Source organism: Hymenobacter rubripertinctus, from assembly GCF_003583925.1.
GTDB classification, from domain to species: domain Bacteria; phylum Bacteroidota; class Bacteroidia; order Cytophagales; family Hymenobacteraceae; genus Hymenobacter; species Hymenobacter rubripertinctus.
Genome location: NZ_QYCN01000027.1, coordinates 15,018 through 37,737 on the forward strand (window position 1 = coordinate 15,018; position 22,720 = coordinate 37,737).

The window sequence follows — 22,720 nt, forward strand, 5'->3', positions numbered from 1 at the left end:
GGGCGGACTGTATTCTACAGGAAATAAATTGTTTTCTAACACTACCTTGCATAACAAGGATCTATATGTAGATTTGGACACCCCAGTTCGCTATGACCGGCTGCTGCGAGCTCAGGCAGGGGGTACTGTCATTCGTCTTGTTTTACTCTCATCACTACCTATGAAGAATTCCCGGCATCTGTTCTGGTTGCGTACTACGGGCGTAGTGCTGACGCTCTTGCTCTGCCTCAACTCGGCTACTCAGGCCCAATCTGCTCCCGATAGCGTCGATCAACTGGTGCAACGGACTATGCGGCAGCTGCGCATTCCGGGGGTGCAGCTAGCCGTGGTGCGCCACGGCCAGCTTGTTAAGCTGGGCAACTATGGCCTGGCCAACGTGCAGGATTCAGTGCCAGTGACCACGCAAACCCCCTTTTTCCTCAACTCCATCACCAAGGCCTTTGTGGGCGTGGCCGTGATGCAATTGGTAGAAACCGGCCAGCTCGATCTGGCCGCGCCAGTCGGGCGCTACCTGCCCGAACTGCCCGCTACCTGGCATCCGGTCACCGTTCGGCAGCTGCTCACCCACACCTCCGGCCTGCCTGACATCCTGCCCGAGGATGCCCTGGTAACAGAAAACAATGAAAAAACTGCCTGGGCCCAGGTGCAAACCCAGCCGCTGGACTTCCCGGCCGGTCAGCAATTCGCTTACAACCAAACCAACTACCTGCTACTGGGGCGCCTCATCGAAAAGCTCAGCGGCCAGCCCTTTGCCCAGTTTATCCAGCAGCGGCAGCTTGAGGTGGTGGGTATGCCGCATACCAGCATCGGTGACGCCCACGACGTGCTGCCCCAGGGTGCCCGCGGCTACACCTACACCCAGTACGTGGACGGGCAGCGGCGCCGGAGCCCACAGCTGCGCAACCTGTTCGAAGTGTTTCCGCCCTCTTTGCGCCCGGCCGCCGGCATGAGCTCCACGGCACAGGAAATAGCTAGCTGGTTGGTCGCCTTGCAGCGAGGCAAGCTGCTGCAGCCTCAGAGTCTTCTGGCGCTCTGGACGCCCGGCCTTCTCACCGACGGCTCGCAGCGCGGCTTTGGTGGCAAGCTTACCGGCTATGCCCTGGGCTGGCCCACCGTTTCGCGGGCCGAGCACCCAGCCGTGGCGCCGGTGGGTGGCGGCCGCTCTGCCGTATTTCTCTACCCCCAGGACGAGTTGGCCATCGTAGTGCTGACCAACTTGCAGGGCGCCAACCCGGATCGGTTCGTGGACGCGCTGGCCGCCTGTTACCTGCCTGACATGCGGGCGGTTGACGGCTTCGGCTTGCCGCCCACCCTGCGTGCGCTGCACCGCCGCGTGCGCCAACGGGGCTTTTCGCACTTGGAGGAAGAAGTAAAGCAGGCTCGCCGCCGCACCCCTACCTATGCTCTACCCGAGGACGCCATCAACGCCTGGGGCTATTCGCTGATCGAGCAAGGCCAGCTGACCGACGCACTGGCCGTATTTCAGCTTAATGTGCGCCTCTACCCTACCAGCGCCAATACCTACGACAGCCTGGCCGAAACCTACGCCGCGCTGGGTAACCGGAAGCTGGCCTCCCGGCACTACACGCGCGCCCTGCAACTGAATCCCCAGAACCGTACGGCCGCGGAGTACCTGCAGCAGCCGTGAGCCGGAGCACTGGAGGTAGCGGAGCGAGAGGTCTAAGGTAAAAACAACTCCGCCGCCCAATTGACTGCTGAACCAGTCTGCTGCACGGGCCGGCATGCTGGGCATTGAAACCCGTGTGGAGTCTGAGCCCGGGGCTTGGGCATTAGCCTCGAAACCGCCGGGACGAAATGCTGAAAGCAGTAACAACCAGCAGAGTTCAGGTTCTAGGCAACTGCCCGTTGAGGTTTTGCATCACAGATCCGGCAGTACCCGCAGTTATTTTCCGATTAAGCTACGTCTGTCCCTTGTTAAACGCCTTTTTCTCTACTCACGCATGGCCCTTACCATTACCAACCTCTCCAAAACTTACCCCAACGGGACCCAGGCGCTCAAAAACGTCAGCCTGAACATCCCCACGGGCATGTTTGGCCTGCTGGGCCCCAACGGCGCGGGTAAATCCAGCCTGATGCGCACCATCGCCACCCTGCAGGACGCCGATACGGGTTCCATTCACCTCGACGACATCGACGTGCTGCGCGACAAAGAAGCCGTACGGCGCGTGCTGGGCTACCTGCCCCAGGAGTTTGGCGTGTACCCCAGCGTGAGCGCCGAGGAACTGCTCGACCATTTCGCCACCCTCAAAGGCATTGCCAGCAGCAAGGAGCGCAAGGAAATGGTGGCCGCCCTGCTGCACCAAACCAACCTCTACGACGTGCGCAAAAAGCACGTGGGCGGCTATTCTGGTGGCATGAAGCAGCGCTTCGGCATTGCCCAGGCGCTGCTCGGCAACCCGCGCCTCATCATCGTGGACGAGCCCACGGCCGGCCTCGACCCGCAGGAGCGCAACCGCTTCCACAACCTGCTTTCGGAGATTGGCGAAAACCTGGTGGTTATTCTCAGCACCCACATTGTGAGCGATGTGTCGGACTTGTGCCGCCACATGGCCATCATCAACAAGGGCGAAGTGTTGCTCACCGGCGACCCGCTGACGGTGATGAACAACCTCAGTGGCCGAATCTGGAAAAAGCTCATTGAGAAGGCCGAATTGCCCGCGTTGCAGTCAGCCACGCAGGTCATCAGCTCACGGCTGTTTGCCGGCAAAACCGTGGTCCACGTCCTGGCCGATTCCGCGCCCGATAGCGGCTTCGAAGCCGTGAACCCAGATTTAGAGGACGTGTACTTCTCGGAAATTAAAAATTATGAATTGAGAATTAAGAATGGCCCCGTCATGGCCTAATGAGCTCTTTTGGGCAGCCTATGCCCACCTCATTTTTAATTTTTAACGCATAATTTTTAATTCAAACGCATGTTTCTCCCCATCCTTCTTTTCGAATTGAAATACCGGCTCAAGCGGCCGGCCACCTGGATTTACTTTGCCATCCTGTTCACACTGGCGTTTCTGCTGGTGACGGCGGCGGGCGGCGGCTTTGGGGCGGGTACCGATGTGACCATCGGCGGCGACGGGCAGGCAGTGAAAATCAACTCCCCTTTTTCGGTGTCCATCACGGTGATGGTCCTGAGCGTATTTGGCGTCATCATCGCCTCCTCGCTCATGGGCAACCCGGTGTACCGCGACTTTGAATACCGTACCCACCCGTTGTTCTATACCACGCCCATCAGCAAAATGGGCTACCTGGGCGGGCGTTTTCTGGGCTCGTACCTAATTGCGGTGCTCGTGTTCAGCGGGCTGGGCCTGGGCATTGCGCTGGCGGGCGTCATGCCCTGGGTAGAAAAAGACCGGTTTCTGGCCAGCACCCCGCTGGGCACCTACGTGTGGCCCTACCTCACGCTGGTGCTGCCCAACCTGCTGTTTACGGGCGCCATTTTCTTCACCACGGCCACGCTCACGCGCAATATTCTGAGTACCTACATTGGGGCCGTGCTGCTGCTGGTGGGCTACCTGGTGGCCAACGCCTACCTGCGCGACCTCAAAAACGAGCACCTGGTGGCGGCGCTGGATGCCTTCGGCCTCGCGGCCCTGAGCTTCACCACGCGCTACCTCACGGCGCCGGAAAAAAACACGCTGCTGGTGCCCATGTCCAGCTACCTGCTGCTCAATCGTGCGGTGTGGCTGAGCTTCGGGCTGGGGCTGCTGGCGTTTTGCTACGCCCGGTTCCGATTCTCGGCGCTGGCTTCGGAAAAGGTGTCGAAGAAGGGGCAACATGCCTCCGCAGCCGCTGCGGGCACCTTGGCCGAGGCCAACCCCGCCGGCCAAGTAGCTGGTGGGCTTCGCCTGCTGCCCCATGTGACGCAGGTTTTCAGCCGGGGCCTGAGTGTGAGCCAGTGGTGGAGCCTGACCAAGCTGGAGTTCCGGGGTATCGTGCGCAGCCGCTACTTCGCGGCCATTGCGGGCGCCGGCGTTATTGTGCTGCTGGCCACCGCTGCCCAGGCCGGCAAAACGTTTGACACGCCCACGTTCCCGGTTACCAACCAGTACCTGACCATCGCCAGCGGGCCCTTTTTCCTGTTCCTGTTTGCCATCATTATCTTCTACAGCGGCGAGTTGGTGTGGCGCGAGCGCCAGGCCGGCGTGGCCCAGATTGCCGACGCCGTGCCCATCCCCAACTGGGTGCCGTTTCTGAGTAAGCTGGCCGCGCTCTGGCTGGTGCAGGTGGTGCTCATGGCCGTGGTGCTGGTGTGCGGCTTGGTTATTCAGACCTTCAAGGGTTACTTCAACTACGAGCTGGGCTTGTACTTCCAGGCGCTGTTTCTCTACCAGCTGCCGTATCTGCTGCTGCTGTGCGTGCTGGCCATGGTGACGCAGGTGGTGGTGAACAACAAGTACCTGGGTTTCGCCGTCATCGTGGTGTATTACCTGGCCGACCAGTTCCGGCCGCAAATCGGCCTGGGCCACCGGCTGTTCGATTTTGGGGGCGGCACCACGCCCGGCCCGTACTCGGCCATGAACGGCTACGGCCATTTCCTGCCCGCCTTCTGGTGGACCAAGCTGCTGTGGGCCGGCGTGGCCCTGCTGCTGGGGCTGGCCGCTACGCTGCTCTGGGTGCGCGGCACCGACACTACCGGCCGCCTGCGCGAAGCCCGCCGCCGCTGGGGCACCGGCAGCACCGCCACCCTGGCGCTGGGCCTGCTCGTGAGCCTGAGCACCGGGGCCTACATCTTTTATAATACCAACGTGCTGAACAAGTACCTCAGCCCCAAGGCCGGCGAAAAACAGCAGCTGGCCTACGAGCAGCAATACCGCCGCTACAAAAACGTGCCGCAGCCCCGCGTTACGGCCGTGAGCCTGAACACGGAAATCTTTCCCAGCACCCGCGCCGTGCGGTTCCGGGGCGAGTTTATGCTGGTGAATAAGCACCCGCAGGCATTGGATTCGGTGATTGTGAGTTTGCCCATCGAGCGGAACCCCCGCGTGCGCAGCCTCACGCTGGGCGCGCCCGGCCAGGCCACGCTGGCGCTCAACGACACCACGTTTGGCTTCCGCATCTACCGCCTGGCCCGGCCCCTGGCCCCCGGCGACTCGCTGGCCCTGACCCTGGACCTGTTTTACCAGGAGCGCGGCTTCCCCAACGCGGGCTCCAACACGGATATCGTGCAGAACGGCACCTTCATCAACAACGGCTACCTGCCCGGCCTGGGCTACCGCGAAGAAGCCGAACTAAGCGACGACCAGGACCGCAAAAACTACGGCCTCCAGCCCAAGCCCCGCATGGCCCGGGTCGATGACCTCAAGGCCCGCCAGAATACTTACATCAGCACCGATGCCGACTGGATACGCTTCCGGACTACCGTGAGCACTGAGGCCGACCAGACGGCCGTGGCCCCCGGCTACCTCCAAAAGGAATGGACCCAGGACGGCCGCCGCTACTTCACCTACGTGATGGACCGGCCCATGAAAAACTTCTATACCTTCCTCTCGGCCCGCTACCAGCAGTACAAGGCCGAGTGGGTAGACACTGCCGGCCGCCGCACCATCCCCATTACCATCTACTACCAGCCGGGCCACGAGTACAACCTCAAGCGCATGGCCGAGGGCGCCAAAGACGCGCTGGCGTACTGCTCCCGGAATTTCTCGCCCTACCAGCACCGGCAGGTGCGCATCCTGGAGTTCCCGCAGTACGCAGCCTTTGCCCAGAGCTTTGCCAATACCATTCCGTTCTCCGAGGCCATTGGCTTCGTGGCCGACGTGGATGACAACGACCCGCAGGACCTGAACATGCCCTACTATGTGACGGCCCACGAGGTGGCGCACCAGTGGTGGGGCCACCAGGTGGTGGGCGGCGCTGTGCAGGGCAGCACGCTCATGTCGGAGGCCCTGGCCGAATACACTGCCCTGATGGTGCTGCGCCACCACAACGGCCCCACCACCATGCAGCGCTTCCTCAAGTTCGATATGAGCCGCTACTTGCAGGGCCGCGGCTTCGAGCAGAAAAAGGAAGTGCCGCTGGCGCTGGTCGAAAACCAGCAATACATTCACTACCGCAAAGGCTCGGTGGTGATGTATGCGCTGCAGGATTACCTGGGCGAGGACAAGCTGAACGGCGCGCTGAAAAAGTACGTGGCCGCCGTGGCCTATCAGTCGCCACCCTACACCAACTCGCCGGAGTTTATCGGCTACCTGCGCCGGGCCGCGCCCGATTCGCTCCAGCCCTTTATCACCGACCTATTCGAGCGCATCACCCTGTTCGATAACCGCGTGACGGCTGCCACCAGCAAGAAGCTGCCCAACGGCCAGTACCAGGTCGACTTCACGGTGAGCTCGGCCAAGTTTTACGCCGACAGCCTGGGCAACCAACGCCCCGCCGACCAGTCGCGCGACGCACTGCCCGTGGCCATTTTTCCGGAGCTGGGCAAGGACAAGAAGCCGGTTCCGCCGCTGCTGCTGGTGAAACGCCGCCTACGCGCCGGCGACAACAAGCTGCGCTTCGTGGTGAACAAAAAGCCCGCATCCGTCGCCGTTGACCCGTACAACATGATTATCGACCGGCGCCTAGACGACAACGTCAAGGAGTTCTAACTTTTGCTTTAGAACGGATAATTGCTTGAAAAGAAATAGTGGAAGCGAGGCCCCAACTACCGCTGATCCGCCTGGCTACTGCGGGGCCGCCAATTATACTTTTGGCGGCCCTTTCCGCGGTAAACCAACGGCCTCCTAAAAAGGAATGTCTGTGGGACCGGGTTGTGGCAGATTCAGGTTGTTTGACCCGGCGTTGCTTGCGTAGAAATTAGTGGTGTACTAACGGCCTGCCAACCATTTCAACACAACATCTTCTACAGGCGTAAATGGGGCTCATTACAGTGGGGAAGTTGGGTTTAGTAACGGCTCCGTAAGCAACGTCTATCGCCTGATGGTTACTATTACCGCCTCACTTTTTGAGGCTTCCCTACTAAATGCAGGAAACAAGGCAACTTTTAAGCATTCAGCGCCGGGGTAGCGTCTCCCATTTCGAAGGGTTTCAAATTCAACTACCTTGGCCTTCAAGCCAAAAACACGATAATCTAAACAGTAACTACCTGTTAGATAGGTTCCGATAAGGGTTCGTTATCAGATTCTATCTGGCTTTGAGACGATAAGCTAATGGAGCGTTCGACTATCCTTTTAAACACCCATATAATAGATGAGCAGCTTGTGAGAAGCAACCACACAAGTGAGGGAGAATCACCCCGGCACCTCGCTCGTTAAAAATTCCACGGCCCGGCGTTCGGAGTAGTAGTCGCCATCGGGCGCGCCCTCGCCGAAACCGACGTGGCCGCCGTCGGTGGGGGTTTCCAGGAACACGTAGGGGCTGGCGGCGGCCACGTCGCGGGGGAAGCAGCTGGCGGGCAGGAAGGGGTCGTTCTGGGCGTTGACCAGCAGCGTGGGTACCCGAATGCCGCTCAGGTAGCGGCCGGAGCTGGCGTGGGTGTAGTAATCCTCGGCCGACTGGAAGCCGTGTATGGGGGCCGTGAACCGGTCGTCGAACTCCGGGAAGTTTTGCAGCAGTTCCAGGTCCGTCAGGTCCACCTGGCCGGGGAGCAGGGCAGCTTTCTGGCGCATCTTCTCCCGCAGCGACTTCATGAAGCGCCGCTGATACACGCGGTTTTCGAGGCGGGCAATGTGGTAGGAACTGGCCCGCAGGTCGGTGGGCACCGAGAACACAGCGGCCCGCTGCACTTCGCGCGGTACGCGGCCGGCGTTTTCGCCCAGGTACTTGAGCGTTACGTTGCCGCCGGCCGAGAAGCCCGTCAGGAATACCCGGCGGTAGCGGGCCGTACCCAGGGCATAACGCACCACAAAGTCGAGGTCGTCGGTGTCGCCGAGGTGGTAGGAGCGCAGCAGCCGGTTCATTTCGCCGCCGCAGCTGCGGTAGTTCCAGGCCAGGGCATCCAGGCCGGCGTGGTTGAGGGCCCGCACCATGCCGCGCACGTAGGGCCGCCCCGCATCCCCCTCCAACCCGTGCGACACGATGGCCAGCGTATCAGTCGGCTGCCCGTCGGGCCGCGCCGACCAGTCGAGGTCCAGAAAGTCGCCGTCCTCGGTTTCCACCCGCTCGCGCTGGTAGTGCACCTCGGGCACCGTGCGCCAGAGGCTGGGCACAATGGTTTGCAGGTGGCCGTTGAACAGGTAGAACGGCGGCTGATACGTGGAAGCGGCAACGAGGGGCATAGCAGAAGCAGCAAAGACGAGGCGCAGTCAGAAACGCCCGGCGGCAGGCAAGAGAAAAATACGCGGAAAGTGCATCGGATGAGCAAACTACGGCAAAAAAGTCAGGCATGCCGAACGAATGGCCCGAACCGAAGCAGGGACTTACCCCCGCCACTGGGGCGGCACAAACGGCAGGAGCTGTCGGCAAAAGTAGCGGCCGTATCCTTCAAGTGCTAAGGGCCAAGTGCTGCGTGCGGGCCTGAAACAGCTGTTTTGGCGGCTTATGGGGCTTCTGGCCATTCCATTCCTTAAAACGGTTTGCGAATTAGCGGCAAAGCCTTACCTTTGCACTCCTCATTTGAACTGAATTCGAGCAGAAGATCATTTTCATACCCCATGGCAAACCATAAATCGGCCCTCAAGCGCATCCGTTCCAACGAAGCTAAGCGCGTACTGAACCGTTACCAGGCAAAATCTACCCGCACCGCTATCAAGAAGCTGCGGGCCTCCACCGATGCTTCGGCCGCCCAGGAGCTGCTCCAGAAAGTATCGTCGATGCTGGACCGTCTGGCCAAGAAGAACATCATTCACAAGAACAAAGCCGCTAACAACAAGTCGAAGCTGGCCAAGTTCGTGAAGTCGCTGGCTGCGTAAGTAGCAAACGGCTATCTGCTCTTGTATAGGCAAGGCCCGGTGCGCAAGCGTCGGGCCTTGCTCTCGTGTGGCAAGGTCGTTGGCTGTTAGCAGAACGAACGTCATCCTGAGCGCAGCGAAGGATCTTATTACGTAGGCCCGATTCCTTGATACGGTCGTTGTAACGTGATAAGATCCTTTGCTCCGCTCAGGATGACGTTCGTTGTGCTAACAGCTAACAGCTAACAGCTAATAGCTAACAGCCAGAAGCTAAGCCACGCTCACCTTCACCATGTTGGTTTTACCCTTCTTGTTGATGGGCATGGAAGCCGTGTTGATGAACACGTCGCCCTTTTTGAGGTGGCCGGAGGCGGTGAGGGCGTACTTGATGTCCGACACGGTGCTGTCGGTGCTCACCATCCGGTCGTAGTAGAAGCCGCGTACGCCCCAGATCAGGCTCAGGGCCGTGAGCAGGGGGCGGTTGTCGGTGAAGATGAAGATGTCGGCCTGGGGGCGGTACTTGGCAATCTGAAAAGCCGTGTAGCCGCGGTGGGTCATGCCGGTGATGGCCTTGGCCTGGGTGTTCTTGGCCAGGTGGCAGGCCGCCGACAGCACGCTGTCGACCATGAAAGTGGGCGAGTTGGCATCAATGGGAAACCAGTGGTTGTAGAGGCTCGGCATCTGGGTTTCCACGCTGCGGATGGTGGCCACCATCGAGCGGATAACCTCGGCGGGGTAGGCGCCCACGGCCGTTTCGGCGGACAGCATCACGGCATCGGCTCCGTCGATGACGGCGTTGGCCACGTCGCTGGTTTCGGCGCGGGTGGGGCGGGGAGCGGTAATCATGCTCTCCATCATCTGGGTGGCCACAATAACGGGCGTCCCGATTTTGTTGCACTTGGCAACGATGCTCTTCTGGGCCATCGGCACCTGCTCCATCGATACCTCCACGCCCAGATCACCCCGGGCTACCATCACGGCGTCGGTGAGGGCAATAATTTCATCGAGGTTTTTGAGGCCCTCGGGCGTTTCGATTTTGGCGATAACGCGGATGTTCTTGCCGCTTTCGGCAATCAGGCTCTTGATGAAGCGGATGTCTTCGGCCCGGCGGGCGAAGGAGAGGGCAATCCAGTCCACATCGTTTTCGAGGCCAAACTTGAGGTCTTCAATGTCCTTCTCCGTCATCGACGGGGCCGACACGTCGGAATTCGGCAGGTTGATGCCCTTGCGGGGCTTCACGGTGCCGCCATAGATTACCTCCACGTCTACCTCCTGGTCGCGGTCGGTGGCCAGCACGCGCAGCTCAATTTTGCCGTCGTCGATGAGAATCATGTCGCCGGGCTTCACGTCGCGGGCCAGGCCCAGGTAAATCGTGCTCAGGCGGGTGGCGGTGCTGATTTCCTTCTCCCCGCACACGAGCTTGATTTTGTCGCCGGCCTTGATTTCGACCTGCCCGCCCTCGACCTCACCGAGGCGGATTTTGGGGCCCTGCAAATCCTGGAGCAGGCCCACATTCATGCGCAGGTCCTTGTTGAGGCGGCGCACCGTGTGAATGACGGCGAGGTGGTCTTCGTGGGAGCCATGGGAGAAGTTGAGGCGGAACACGTCCACGCCTTCGCGCATGAGCATACCCAGCTTCTCGTACGTGTTGGAGGCAGGCCCCACGGTGGCAATGATTTTGGTTTTATTGAAATGCGGACTGGCTTCCATGTTGGGCTAATACGGTCAAAAATTCGTGTGCAAAAGGTTCAGCAAAAAGCATCCTGAGTGGGCCGGTTCCTGCGGGCGGTGCCCCACATATTGAGCTGACGCCAATAATACGGGAACCGGAAGGAGCACGACGCTCAGAATTGGCGCTGGTTTACGTTTTCAAAAGAGCAGATTTTCTTTGAATTTAAGGTCATTGGGGTCGAACTGGCTCACCAGCTGCACCTGGGGCAGGGCCGTGAGCTGCTGGATAAGCTCCTCGGCGGGGGGCAGGCCGGCCCCGTTATTGATTTGCAGCAGGTAGTCGTACTCCTTGATGTCGGGGGCCAGGAAGGGCTTCTTCAGGGCCGAGGCTTCGGCGCTGCGGTTGCGCAGCAGGCGCAGGGTGTGGTACTCGGTGGTGTGGAGGTAGTTGCTGATGACGAGCCGGCCCTTGTGCAGTAAATCGTAGAGCAGGTCGGGCTGCTTCACCAGCCGCAGGTGCAGGGCCTGGTTCAGCACCCAGGCCAGCGTGTGCTCCCGGGTGGAGGAAACGAGCCCGAACAGGTCGAAGTCGCAGCTGTATTCCACGTCCAGGGTGAAGGTTTTCATGGGCAGTGGCGAAGGAAGAAAAACGCAAAAATAGAACTCTGACCCGGGCCGCGGAACCCGGCCGGCCATATTCCCCAACCCGCAAGATTCGGTGAAGGAAGTTTGACAATGTTAGCGAAGATGGTGTTATTTGTGCCGAGTTTTCTTTAAACCCCCACGGAAATGTCTGAAATCGCAGAAAAAGTAAAAGCCATCATCATTGATAAACTCGGCGTTGAGGCTTCGGAAGTAACGCCGGAGGCTTCGTTCACCAACGACTTGGGTGCCGATTCGCTGGATACCGTTGAGTTGATCATGGAGTTCGAAAAAGAATTCAACGTGTCTATTCCCGACGATCAGGCCGAGAACATCGGTACCGTAGGTCAGGCTATCAGCTACCTCGAAGAGCACGCTAAATAGTTGTTAGTGCTTGGTTGTCAGTTGTTGGTGATGTGCTTACAGCGTAATGGCTGCCCCATTCTTCACTGACAACTGACAACCAAGCACCAATAACTAAAAAGACCGGCCGGCCTGCCGCCGGTCGGTTTGCTTTTCTACCCTTTCCATTTTTTCGCTTCTCGAGCCCGCCTATGTCTCTTCGGAGAGTTGTCGTGACCGGCCTGGGTGCCATTACCCCCGTCGGCAAAACCGCCCCCGCGTATTGGGAGGGCCTGGCCGCCGGCCGTAGTGGTGCCGCGCCCATCACCCGTTTCGATGCCAGCAAGTTTAAAACCCGCTTTGCCTGCGAAGTGAAGGACTACAATCCGGATGACTACTTCGAGCGCAAAGAGGGCCGGAAAATGGACATCTTCACCCAGTTCGCCCTCATCGCCGCCAACGAGGCCATTGCGGATGCCAATCTGGCCGCCGAAGGTATCGACAAGGACCGGGTGGGCGTTATCTGGGGCTCCGGCATTGGGGGGCTTACGTCGCTGCAAGCCGAGTGCATTGCCTTCGCCCACGGCGACGGCACGCCCCGCTTCAACCCCTTCTTCATCCCAAAAATGATTGCCGACAGCGCGTCGGGCAACATTTCCATCCGCCACAAATTCCGGGGGCCGAACTTCGTGACGACGTCGGCCTGCGCCTCGTCGTCGGATTCGATTATTTCGGCCTACAACTACATCCGCCTCAATATGGCCGACGTGATGGTGACCGGCGGCTCGGAAGCCGCCATCACCGAGTCGGGCGTGGGCGGCTTCAACGCCCTCAAGGCTATGAGTGAGCGCAACGACGCGCCCGAGCAGGCCTCCCGCCCCTACGACAAGGAGCGCGACGGTTTCGTGCTGGGCGAAGGTGCGGCCTCCCTCATTCTGGAAGAATACGAACATGCCAAGGCCCGCGGGGCCAAAATCTACGCCGAGCTGATCGGCGGCGGCATGTCGGCCGATGCCTACCACATTACGGCCCCCGATCCCGAGGGCAACGGCGTGGTGCTGGTGATGCAGAACGCGCTGCGCGATGCCGGCATCCGGCCCGAGCAGGTGGACTACATCAACACCCACGGCACGAGCACCCCGCTCGGCGACGGGGCCGAGGTGAAGGCCATTCAGAAAGTGTTCGGCGAGCACGCCTACGGCCTCAACATCAGCTCTACCAAGAGCATGACCGGCCACCTGCTGGGAGCCGCCGGGGCCATTGAGGCCGTGGCCTGCATCATGGCCATGCAGCACGGCGTAATCCCGCCCACCATCAACCACGTCACCGACGACCCCGAGCTGGACCCCAAGCTGAACTTCACGTTCAACGAGGCCCAGAAGCGCGAGGTGAACGTGGCCATGAGCAACACCTTCGGGTTTGGCGGCCACAACACGTCGGTCATCTTTCGTAAACTTCCCGCTTAATGCCCAAGCCCGGTCAGCCCCTGCCGTTATTCGGTTTTTTTCGCCGTCTGCTGGGCCGTGACCGGGCTTTCCGGCAAGCTATTACCACCATCACGGGGCACGCGCCCGACAACGTGTACCTGTACCGGCTGGCCTTCACCCACTCTTCGGTGGTGCGCCAGCAAGGCGAACAGGCCCGCCACCAGAGCAACGAGCGGCTGGAATTCCTCGGCGACGCCGTGCTGGGTACGGCCGTGGCCGAGTACCTGTTTCGCAAGTTTCCCTACGAGCAGGAGGGCTTCCTGACGGAGATGCGCAGCCGCATCGTGAACCGGGAAAGCCTCAACGTGATTGCCCTCAAAACCGGGCTCGATAAGCTGGTGCAGCTCGATGCGGCCCAGGGCCGGGCGGCCCGCTCGCGCTCGGTGAACGGCAACGCCCTGGAGGCCCTGGTGGGGGCCGTGTACCTCGACCACGGCTACAAAACGGCCCGTAAGTTCGTGCTCAACCGCCTGCTCAAGCCCTACGTGGACGTGAAGGCCATGACCCAGACGACCACCAACTTCAAGAGCAAGCTGATTGAGTGGGCCCAGCGCAACGGCAAAAACATGCGCTACGAGCTCACCGGCGAAGCCCGCCCGGGCGGCGTCATGGAGTTTTCGGCCGTGGTGGTAGTGGATGAGGAAGAAGTGGCCACCGGCATGGGCCTCTCGAAAAAGCAAGCCGAGCAACTAGCCGCCGAGCGGGCGTTGGCCGCGCTGGGGGTATAAGAACAGCACTGCGGACCTCTGCGCAAACACAGCGTCCTCTGCGGGCTAAAATCGTAACAACGACTTAGCCCGCAGAGGAGGCTGTGTTTGCGCAGAAGGCGCAGTGCTGTTCTGATAACTCAAGCCGGGAAAAAGGAGTTGCTTTGCAGACGCAAACCAACCATACCACTATGCGAATAGCCGGCGCCGCCCTCAACCAGATTCCCTTCGACTGGACCCACAACCTGCGCACGATTCAGACGGCCATTGAGCAGGCCAAAGCGGCCGGCGTGGAGCTGCTGTGCCTGCCGGAGCTGTGCCTGACCGGCTACGGCTGCGAGGACCTGTTTCTGAGCGACTGGCTGCCCGAGTCCGCCCTGCAACACCTGCAAACCATCCGGCCCTGGACGGCGGGCATCTGCGTGGTGGTGGGCCTGCCGGTGCGCCTGAGCGGCCGCACGTACAACACGGCCGCCGTGCTGCGCGACGGGCAGGTGCTGGGTTTCGCGGCCAAGCAGTTCCTGGCCAACGACGGGGTGCACTACGAGCCCCGGTTCTTCCATCCCTGGCCGGCCGGCGAAACCACTACCGTGCAGTGGGAAGGGGAGGAGTGGCCCCTGGGGGATATGATTTTCGAGCACCAGGGCGTGAAATTCGGGTTTGAAATCTGCGAGGATGCCTGGCGGCCCGACGACGTGCGGCCCGCCTGCCGCCTCCAGGGCCGCGTGGACCTGATTGTGAACCCCTCGGCCTCGCACTTCGCCATGAGCAAAACCGACCTGCGCTACCAGCTGGTGTTGCAGGCCTCGCGCAAGTTCCACTGCACCTACCTCTACGCCAACCTGCTGGGCAACGAGGCCGGCCGCATCATCTACGACGGCGAAATTCTGGTGGCCCGCAACGGCCATCTGCTCCAGCGCAACCAGCTCATGAGCTTTAAGGAAGTGGATTTGGAGTGCGTGGACGTGGATTTCAGCACCGAGCTACCGGCCGCCGAAACCATTGCAGCCCTGCCCACGCCCGACGAGTACCTGGAGCTCAACCAGGCGCTAAGTCTGGCCCTGTTCGATTATTTGCGCAAGGCCCGCAGCCGGGGCTTCGTGCTCAGCCTCAGCGGCGGGGCCGACTCCTGCATGTGCGCCGTGGCGGTGGCCGAAATGGTACGCCTGGGCACCGCGGAGCTGGGCACGGCCGAATTCATGCGCCGATCGGGCTGCTTCACGGCCGCCGACATTGAGGAAATACCCGGCGCGCCCGGGGCTGCACCGCAACAGCGGCAGCTGGTGGCGGCCGACGGCTCGCCCAGCCCGACCCCGGCCGGCAACCTGCCCCCGGCCAGCACCGAGGCCGTTTCCGTTGACCAGCGGGAGCTAAACCGCCGCCTGACGGGCCGCCTACTCACCTGCGCCTACCAAGGCACCGTGAATTCCTCCGACGACACGTTCACCTCGGCCCGGGAACTGGCCGCCGACATTGGGGCCGTGTTTTACAGCTGGGATATCAACGAGGAAGTAAGCGGCTACGTGGGCAAGGTGGAGCACGCCCTGGGCCGGGAGCTGACCTGGCAGACCGACGACCTGGCCCTCCAGAACATTCAGGCCCGGGTGCGCGCCCCCGCTATCTGGATGCTGGCCAACATCCAAAACTGCCTGCTGATGACGACTTCCAACCGCTCCGAAGCCAGCGTGGGCTACTGCACCATGGACGGCGACACGGCCGGCTCCATCTCACCCATTGCCGGCGTGGACAAGTTCTTCGTGAAGCAGTGGCTGCGCTGGGCCGAAACCGAGCTCCACTACCCCGGCCTGCGCCGCGTGAACAGCCTGCAACCCACTGCCGAGCTGCGCCCGCTGGCCGACAACCAGACCGATGAGCGCGACCTGATGCCCTACGTGCTGCTCAACCGCATCGAGCGCCTGGCCTTCTACGACCGGCTGGCTCCGGCCCAGGTGCTGGCCACCCTGCGCCACGAAGACCCCGCCGCCGACTGGGAACAGCTCAAAACCTACGTGAAGCGCTTTTTCAGCCTCTGGAGCCGCAACCAGTGGAAGCGCGAACGGTACGCCCCCGCCTTCCACCTCGACGACTACAACGTGGACCCGCGCTCCTGGCTGCGCTTCCCCATCCTGAGCGGCGGCTACGCCCGGGAGCTGGCCGCGCTATAGAATAGGCTCCGGCCTACTATTGCGCCGCCTCGCCCCCGCACCCCCCGCTGCCTGATGCGTGCCGTGCAAGAGGAGCGGGCAAGCCTGACGATTCAGTTGTAGAACTTATACCCCCGGCAGATTCTAGCCCCGTTGGGGCGATACCAATCGTCCTAACGGTTGGCATCGCCCCAACGGGGTTTTGCCTTTGCCCCCTTGCCTACACCTGCTCAGATTAGTTATTGCGGTTTCGCGAACCGCTGTACAAGTATTTTTCAAAAAGCGAAAATACTTGTACAACCTACGCGGCTAACTTGTACAAGTATTTTCGCTTTTTGAAAAATACTTGTACAACTTCAAACTGCTTACCGCAGGCGGCGGGCCTCTGTTCTTGTTGGAGGCGGGGCCGCGCAGTGGCGGGCTGTTTCCCGACCCAATAGCCGCCGCTACTCACCGGAGCCGGTGCATTCGTCAGAAATTCTCCCTTCTCTCCGCAACCCATTGGCCGCCCCCGGGCAACTCAAAGCAACCGGGCACGGAAGTCCGGGATGCGTAGCGTTGCTGGTTGGGCTCTTTTTCGGCAGAATGAAATCCAGTCGTTCATTCAGCATGCACCTTCTCTCTTTTTCGGAGCGGGGGACCGGGGAAAGGCGAACCATTCCAGACCGCTGCCCCCCCGCTAAAAAACCGGTACTTTCGTGGCCTAACCCTGATGAATCCGTGACGGCAAGCAGTAGTCTGAACCAGCTATACCAGGAGCGCGCGGCCTACCGGCTGCCGCTGTACTCCGCCCGGCAGGTGGCCCGCCTGACGGGCCTCTCGGCGTCCACGGTGCAGGCCTGGACCCACGCCGACGACCACGAGGCGCTGGTGCAGGCGGCCAGCCCCGAGGGGTTGTCGTTTCTGAACCTGGTAGAAGTGCACGTGCTGGCCGCTATCCGCCACCAGCACGGCATTCCGCTCCAGCGGGTGCGCCACGCCGTGCAGTTCGTGCGCCAGGAGTTGCAGGCCGAATACCCGCTGGCCCAGCACCAGTTCGAAACCGATGGCGTGGATCTGTTCGTGCGGGCGCTGGAAGACGAGAACCTGCTCATCAATGCCTCCCGCCGGGGCCAGATTACCATTCGGCAGCTGGTGGAAGCCTACCTGCGCCGCATCGAGCGGGCAGCCGACGGGTTTCCGCTCCGCCTGTTTCCGGTGTACGCCAGCAACCCCGGCTTCGTGCCCAGTGGGTTGCCCGCCTACATTGTTGTAGACCCCACCGTGGCCTTTGGGCGGCCGGTGCTCACCGAAACCTACGTGCCCGTAGACGTGGTAGTGGACCAGTACCGGGCCGGCGACGCGGTGGCCGATATTGCCCGTAATTTCAACCTCTCGGCCCCGGCCGTAGAAGAAGCCATCCGGTATGAGCTCGGCGCCTGACCCCCTGTTTTTCCTCGACCGCACCCTCGATACCACCCTGGTGCGCGCGGCCCTACAGGCCCTGCCCGATACCTTCCTGCACCATGCCGACCTGTTCGCGCCCGCCACGCCCGACGCCGAATGGCTGCCGGCCGTAACGGCCCGGGGCGGCTTCGTGCTGACCCAGGAGCGCCGCCTGCACTACAACCCGCTGGAGCTGGAGGCACTGCTGGCCAGTGGCAGCGGCACGTTTATTCTCGTGGCCAAGGGCCTTACCGGGGCCGGGGTGGCCGAGTGCCTGGTGCGGGCTCTGCCGCGCCTGCGCCGCTTTGTGCAAAAATACCCACGGCCCTTCGTAGCCAAAGTGTACGTGGACGGGAGCGTACAGCGCGTTCTTGCCGGAACCTGAAAATCAAGCCTTGCCGTCAGGTTATCCGGACTCACCTCCTGTACCCGTAGGGTCAAGCGCCGTCCTTCGGTTTGCGCTTGACCCTACGGGTACAGGATGCAAAAATTTAATTTATTGGATACCAGGGTTATATACTATAATTATAAAGCCCGGCGCAAGTTTTTGGCCCTGGCCGGACCTAAGCCTGTGTAACCCCAGTATATGCGGCACCGTCCGGAGCTGGTTGCCCACTGTTTCCATCCTTCTGCTGCCGAGTGCCTACGCTTCCGCTGCCTGCTTTTCAACGGTGCCCGCCCCCCGCGCGGCCCGCTCCGGCCTGTCCTGAGGCCGAGCTGGTGGCGCAACTGCAACGGGGCAGCGAGGCGGCGTTTCGCCTGCTGGTAGAACGGTACCAGAACCGGATTTACCGCACCGCGCTGGCTTTGCTTCGCTCGCCGGAGGAAGCCGAAGACGTGGCCCAGGAGGTGTTCGTGGAAGTTTACCAAACCATTGGCCGCTTCCGCAGCGAAGCCTCGCTGACCACCTGGCTCTACCAGCTGGCTACTTCGCGGGCCCTGAAAAACCTGCGGCGGGCCCGCACCAAAAAGCGCTTCGCCTACTTCACCAGCCTGCTGAGCCCCGACAACCGGGTGCTCCACGAGCCGGCTGACCATGAGCATCCGCAGGCCCAATTGGAAAGCCAGGAGCAGGTGGCGGTGCTGCTGGCCCACCTTGCCCGCCTGCCCGACCAGCAGCAGGTGGCTTTCACGCTGCGCCACGAGCAGGAGCTGAGCTACGAGCAAATTGCCGCCGTGCTCACTACCACCGTGCCCGCCGTCGAATCGTTGTTATTCCGCGCCCGAAAAACGCTGCGCGCTCACCTTCAGCCCTCCCCGCGCCATGCCTGATTCCGACCCTCGCCCCAACGCCGACGAAGACTGGGACACGCTGCTGCGCCACTGGCGAAACCAGCCGGCAGCCCAGCCCCGACCATACTTTTACAATCGGGTACGTGCCCGCCTCGACCGCGAAACGGCCGTAACGCGTCTGCTGGTACCGGCGTGGCTGCGCTGGCCCGCTTACGCCGTGATGCTGGGCGCGCTGCTCCTGCTTAGCGGCGACGATGCCGCCCAGCACTCGGTAAGCAGTGCCAGCCAGAACCGCCCTGATCGGATTGAATTCCAGCCTGCTGGCGACTAATGCCGCGTACCTGCGGCCCCCAAGCTGCCCGGCACGGAAGCCGGAAAGTGGGTTTGCCGGGCCAAAAGCCCTTTGTCTGAGTACCTTTGAATCCTTCTCTTTTCTTTTGAAGCCATGTTGTCTATGCTGAGTGCCATTCTTTGGAACCCCGACCCTATTCTGGCCCACCTGGGGCCACTGACGCTGCGCTGGTACGGGCTGCTGTTTATGTCGGGCTTCGTAGTGGGCACGTTTATTCTGGGGCATATCTACAAGTCCGAGAAAGTGTCGCCGCGCTGGGTGGATGTGATTACGATTTACGTGCTGCTGGGTACCGTGATTGGCGCGCGCCTGGGCCACGTGTTTTTTTACGACTGGCCCCAGTACAAAGACAATCTGCTGAGCATTTTTAAAATCTGGGAAGGTGGGCTGGCCTCGCACGGGGCCACCATCGGCATCATCTTCGCCGTCTGGCTGTTCAGCCGCAACAATAAGTTCGACGTGCTCTGGACCCTCGACCGCATCGTGCTGGTGGTGGCCGTGGGCGGGGCGCTCATCCGGATGGGCAACCTGATGAACTCCGAAATCGTGGGCCACCCCACCACCGCGCCCTGGGCCTTCACCTTCCCCCGCGACTACGAGCACCTGGTGAAAGCCACCGCCGATCAGCCCGTTGCGGCCGGCTCGGCCGTGGTGCAGTATTCCCGCCAGCCCGGCCAGGATGCCCAGGTAACGGCCCAGCCGGCCGGCACCACCGTGGCCGCCGGTTCGCTGGTGGCCGTGCCGCGCCACCCCACCCAGATTTATGAGTCGCTGTTCTGCGTGTTCCTGTTCGTGCTGCTCTACGCCATGTGGAACCGCACCAAGGAGCGCACCCCCCGCGGGCAGCTGTTCGGGCTGTTTGTGGTGCTGCTGTTCTCGTTCCGCTTTTTCATCGAGTTCTTCAAAGAAGATCAGGTGGCCTTTGAGCAGGGTATGCAATTCAACATGGGCCAGCTGCTGAGCATTCCGCTGGTGTTTATGGGCCTCTACGTGCTCTGGCGGGCCGGCAAAAACCCCACCAACCCCTACGGCTACGCCCCGCGGGATCTGGAGGAAGAGCCCACTAAAGCTGTTAGCTGATAGCTATTAGCTGTTAGCTCTCGTTCATCAATTCTCAGTTATTGCGCACAAAAAAGGGCCCCGCACTCAACCGAGTGCGGGGCCTTCTTCGTTTTTCAGCTAACAGCTAACAGCTAACAGCTAACAGCTAACAGCTAACAGCTAACAGCTAACAGCTCAAAAACTAGTAGTTGCGGTTGACGGCGTTGAGGTCCTCGAAAGCCGATTTGAGGCGGGTGACGAAGCTTTCCTCGCCCTTGCGGAGCCACACGCGCGGGTCGTAGTACTTCTTGTTGGGCGAATCCTCGCCGTTGGGGTTACCGATCTGGGCCTGTAGGAAGGCTTCGTTCTTCTGGTAATACTGGCGGATGCCGTCCCAGAAAGCCCACTGCATGTCGGTGTCGATGTTCATTTTGATGGCGCCGTAGCCGATGGCCTCGCGGATTTCTTCCTGCGTGGAGCCCGAGCCACCATGGAACACGAAGTTGATGGGCAGCTTGGCGTCGAGCTTGAACTTCTCCTTCACGAACTCCTGGGAGTTGTGCAGAATTTTCGGCTCAAGCTTCACGTTGCCGGGCTTGTACACGCCGTGCACGTTGCCGAAAGCGGCCGCGATGGTGAAGCGGGGGCTGATTTTGCTCAGCTCCTCGTAGGCGTAGGCTACTTCCGACGGCTGGGTGTAGAGCTTGCTGGAATCGACGTCGGAGTTGTCCACGCCGTCTTCTTCGCCACCGGTTACGCCCAGCTCAATTTCGAGCGTCATCCCGATTTTGGCCATGCGCTCCAGGTACTCCTTGCAGATTTCCACGTTCTCCTCAATCGGCTCCTCCGACAAGTCGAGCATGTGCGAGGAGTAGAGCGGCTGGCCGTGCTGGGCGAAGTGCTTTTCGCCGGCTTCGAGCAAGCCATCAATCCAGGGCAGGAGCTTTTTGGCGGCGTGGTCGGTGTGCAACACCACGGGCACGCCATAGGCCTCGGCCATCAGGTGAATGTGCTGGGCACCCGAAATAGCGCCGGCAATGCTGGCCTGCTGCTTATCGTTGGGCAACCCCTTGCCAGCGTAGAACTGCGCGCCGCCATTCGAGAACTGAATGATAACGGGCGAGTTCAGGTCGCGGGCGGTTTCCAGCACGGCGTTCACCGTGTCGGTGCCGGTGACGTTCACGGCGGGCAGGGCATAGCCGTGCTGCTTGGCGTGCTCGAAAAGCTGCTGCACTTCGTCGCCGTACAATACGCCGGCGCGCAGGCCGGTAAGAGTGGTTTGGTCAGCCATGTGCTGGAGGATAGGGGGTAGTGGCGCGGCAGTGGGCAACCGCACCGGGTTAGGAATTGAGCCAAATTTAAGGAAAAGAACTCGCCCTGCCCAGCCACCATGCGCCCCGCCGTAGCGGGCGCGGCAGGGCAGGAGCGAGGCGAGTTCTTTTCCTTACTTGAGCTCGTACTCGTAGAGGGCGCCCTGCTCGGTGCTGATGTAGAGCAGCGAATCGGTAGTGAACACGGCCCCTTCGGTCTGCCCTACGCCCTTGAGGGAAATCCGCTCGGGCTTGGCTTTGAGGAGGGCCGCCAGGTTTTCGCCTTCGAACACGAACATCTCTTCGCGGGCCATGAGCACCAGCCGGCGGCCGTTGGGGCTGAGCGTGGCATCGGTTACTTCGCCCGGAATGGCGAGTTTAGTCAGCAGCTTGGCCGTGTAGGAGCCGGGCCGGTCGGGCACGGTGTACACCTTGCTGGTTTCCTGCTGGCCCCGGTCCTTGGTGAACAGGTAGACCTGCCCGTCGTACCAGAGCGTGGCCTCACAGTCGAAGTTGCGCTGCTTTTTCTTGGGCGGAAACTCGGTCTGGTCGGGGTACTTGAGCTTGATTTCCTGGACGATTTGCGGGTTGAGCGGGTTGAGACGGTGAATCACCAGGTCGCGGCGGTCGTTGTTGTTGTTGCCCACATCGCCGATGTAGAGGTTGCCCACGTCGTCGCGGGTGATACTCTCCCAGTCGCGGCTTTGCACCGGCATGTCGATCTGGGCCACGGTTTTGCCGTCCTCAATCCGGATGCGGTACAGAATGGGCGGGTTGCCGTCGTCGGAGTGGGTGTAGAGCGTGCCGGATTCGCCGGTGAGGGCCAGGCCCGAGCTTTCGCGCACGTCGTCGAGCTTCGATACGCGCTTGAGGTGGTCGATGCCCTCGCCCTTTTTGTCCTTTTTACTGCTCACGTTGAGGGGGGTGGCGGAGGTATCGGGCTGGCTGGGCTGGGCTTCGGAACAGCCGCTGAGCAGCGTGCCGGCCAGGGTGGCGGCAATCCATAGTGTACGCATATGCTGGGTGAAATCAGACGAAAAAAAGCCGCCGGTACCATAGGCCCCGGCCGCCACATCAGCTCTTGTACGGCCCGCAAATGCGGGAGTTGGTGAAACGGTGAATGAGTGACTCGGTGACTGAGTGAATGACGTTCTCTCAGTCACCGAGTCACTCATTCACCGTTTCACCGCTACGGCACCGGATCGGGGCCGTGGCCGCCCCAGGGGTGGCAGCGGCTGATGCGGCGCAACGCCAGCCGGCCGCCGCGCCAGGGTCCGTGCTTCGTGACGGCCTCCACGGCATAGGCCGAGCAGGTGGGCACGAACCGGCAGCTGGGCGGTTTGAGGGGGGAAATCAGGTGGCGGTACACCCAGAGCAAACCCAGCAGCAGCTGGCGGAACAGGTAAGTCATTGTTGCTCAAAGGTACTGGATTCGGTTTCCCGCAGAAGTCCGCAGAGTGTTTCAAGCACCGCTCTGCGAACCTGCGCGAAACCTGCGCGTGCCTCCGCGGGAAACAACGTCA

At 61.3% G+C, this 22,720-nt stretch carries 19 protein-coding genes; 13 read left to right on the forward strand and 6 right to left on the reverse strand.

The window, feature by feature from the left end; all coding sequences use genetic code 11:
• The first annotated feature begins 160 nt into the window (after window positions 1-160).
• The 3 genes from D0T11_RS15870 (at window position 161) to D0T11_RS15880 (ending at window position 6,602) form a co-directional block, all read left to right on the forward strand.
• Window positions 161-1,648 carry a serine hydrolase gene (locus D0T11_RS15870; protein ID WP_119656788.1) on the forward strand — a complete coding sequence of 496 codons (1,488 nt, stop codon included), beginning with the start codon at window positions 161-163 and terminating at the stop codon, window positions 1,646-1,648.
• 313 nt (window positions 1,649-1,961) lie between these two features.
• Window positions 1,962-2,864 (forward strand): ABC transporter ATP-binding protein, encoded by a 903-nt coding sequence (locus D0T11_RS15875; RefSeq protein ID WP_119656789.1) that lies wholly within the window; start codon window positions 1,962-1,964, stop codon window positions 2,862-2,864.
• Between the two features lie 69 nt (window positions 2,865-2,933).
• On the forward strand, window positions 2,934-6,602 hold the full coding sequence (locus D0T11_RS15880; RefSeq protein WP_119656790.1) for an ABC transporter permease/M1 family aminopeptidase: 3,669 nt from the start codon (window positions 2,934-2,936) through the stop codon (window positions 6,600-6,602).
• Between the two features lie 642 nt (window positions 6,603-7,244).
• Here the strand turns inward: D0T11_RS15880 and D0T11_RS15885 are convergent.
• Window positions 7,245-8,231 (reverse strand): YheT family hydrolase, encoded by a 987-nt coding sequence (locus tag D0T11_RS15885; RefSeq protein ID WP_119656791.1) that lies wholly within the window; start codon window positions 8,229-8,231, stop codon window positions 7,245-7,247.
• Window positions 8,232-8,606: 375 nt separating this feature from the next.
• On the opposite strand from D0T11_RS15885, the gene rpsT reads away from it, so the two are divergent.
• Window positions 8,607-8,864, forward strand: a complete 258-nt coding sequence (gene rpsT / locus D0T11_RS15890; RefSeq protein WP_088463877.1) for a 30S ribosomal protein S20 — start codon at window positions 8,607-8,609, stop codon at window positions 8,862-8,864.
• Between the two features lie 249 nt (window positions 8,865-9,113).
• On the opposite strand, the gene pyk is transcribed toward rpsT, so the two are convergent.
• Window positions 9,114-10,553, reverse strand: coding sequence for a pyruvate kinase (pyk, locus tag D0T11_RS15895; protein WP_119656792.1), 1,440 nt, complete (start codon window positions 10,551-10,553; stop codon window positions 9,114-9,116).
• A 159-nt stretch (window positions 10,554-10,712) separates the two neighbouring features.
• Window positions 10,713-11,141 carry an IPExxxVDY family protein gene (locus tag D0T11_RS15900; RefSeq protein WP_182888450.1) on the reverse strand — a complete coding sequence of 143 codons (429 nt, stop codon included), beginning with the start codon at window positions 11,139-11,141 and terminating at the stop codon, window positions 10,713-10,715.
• A 162-nt stretch (window positions 11,142-11,303) separates the two neighbouring features.
• On the opposite strand from D0T11_RS15900, the gene D0T11_RS15905 reads away from it, so the two are divergent.
• The 9 genes from D0T11_RS15905 (at window position 11,304) to lgt (ending at window position 19,926) form a co-directional block, all read left to right on the forward strand.
• Complete coding sequence (locus tag D0T11_RS15905; protein ID WP_019948606.1) at window positions 11,304-11,540, forward strand: acyl carrier protein; 237 nt, start codon at window positions 11,304-11,306, stop codon at window positions 11,538-11,540.
• Window positions 11,541-11,710: 170 nt separating this feature from the next.
• Window positions 11,711-12,964, forward strand: coding sequence for a beta-ketoacyl-ACP synthase II (fabF, locus tag D0T11_RS15910; RefSeq protein ID WP_119656794.1), 1,254 nt, complete (start codon window positions 11,711-11,713; stop codon window positions 12,962-12,964).
• Window positions 12,964-13,713 (forward strand): ribonuclease III, encoded by a 750-nt coding sequence (gene rnc / locus D0T11_RS15915; protein ID WP_119656795.1) that lies wholly within the window; start codon window positions 12,964-12,966, stop codon window positions 13,711-13,713. Before fabF ends, rnc begins: the two co-directional genes overlap by 1 nt.
• A 170-nt stretch (window positions 13,714-13,883) precedes the next feature.
• Window positions 13,884-15,857, forward strand: coding sequence for an NAD(+) synthase (gene nadE / locus D0T11_RS15920; protein WP_119656811.1), 1,974 nt, complete (start codon window positions 13,884-13,886; stop codon window positions 15,855-15,857).
• A 699-nt stretch (window positions 15,858-16,556) separates the two neighbouring features.
• Window positions 16,557-17,258 carry a DUF433 domain-containing protein gene (locus tag D0T11_RS15925; RefSeq protein ID WP_182888451.1) on the forward strand — a complete coding sequence of 234 codons (702 nt, stop codon included), beginning with the start codon at window positions 16,557-16,559 and terminating at the stop codon, window positions 17,256-17,258.
• The gene (locus D0T11_RS15930) at window positions 17,242-17,646 is read left to right on the forward strand and encodes a PIN-like domain-containing protein (protein ID WP_119656797.1); all 405 of its coding nucleotides are present in this window, start codon (window positions 17,242-17,244) and stop codon (window positions 17,644-17,646) included. The genes D0T11_RS15925 and D0T11_RS15930 overlap by 17 nt, the downstream gene beginning before the upstream one ends.
• Window positions 17,647-17,900: 254 nt before the next feature.
• A complete protein-coding gene (locus D0T11_RS15935; protein ID WP_119656798.1) occupies window positions 17,901-18,533 on the forward strand; it encodes an RNA polymerase sigma factor in 633 nt (210 codons plus the stop codon).
• Window positions 18,526-18,825 carry a hypothetical protein gene (locus D0T11_RS15940; RefSeq protein WP_119656799.1) on the forward strand — a complete coding sequence of 100 codons (300 nt, stop codon included), beginning with the start codon at window positions 18,526-18,528 and terminating at the stop codon, window positions 18,823-18,825. Before D0T11_RS15935 ends, D0T11_RS15940 begins: the two co-directional genes overlap by 8 nt.
• A 114-nt stretch (window positions 18,826-18,939) precedes the next feature.
• Window positions 18,940-19,926: a prolipoprotein diacylglyceryl transferase gene (lgt, locus tag D0T11_RS15945; protein ID WP_245990928.1), complete on the forward strand. Its 987-nt coding sequence runs from the start codon at window positions 18,940-18,942 to the stop codon at window positions 19,924-19,926.
• Between the two features lie 163 nt (window positions 19,927-20,089).
• Here the strand turns inward: lgt and fbaA are convergent, their stop codons facing one another.
• The 3 genes from fbaA to yidD all read right to left on the reverse strand — a co-directional run bounded on the left by fbaA (window position 20,090) and on the right by yidD (window position 22,608).
• Window positions 20,090-21,178, reverse strand: coding sequence for a class II fructose-bisphosphate aldolase (fbaA, locus tag D0T11_RS15950; RefSeq protein WP_119656801.1), 1,089 nt, complete (start codon window positions 21,176-21,178; stop codon window positions 20,090-20,092).
• 153 nt (window positions 21,179-21,331) lie between these two features.
• Window positions 21,332-22,213: an esterase-like activity of phytase family protein gene (locus D0T11_RS15955; protein ID WP_147374688.1), complete on the reverse strand. Its 882-nt coding sequence runs from the start codon at window positions 22,211-22,213 to the stop codon at window positions 21,332-21,334.
• 173 nt (window positions 22,214-22,386) lie between these two features.
• Window positions 22,387-22,608, reverse strand: a complete 222-nt coding sequence (gene yidD / locus D0T11_RS15960; protein ID WP_119656803.1) for a membrane protein insertion efficiency factor YidD — start codon at window positions 22,606-22,608, stop codon at window positions 22,387-22,389.
• Between the last annotated feature and the right edge of the window lie 112 nt (window positions 22,609-22,720).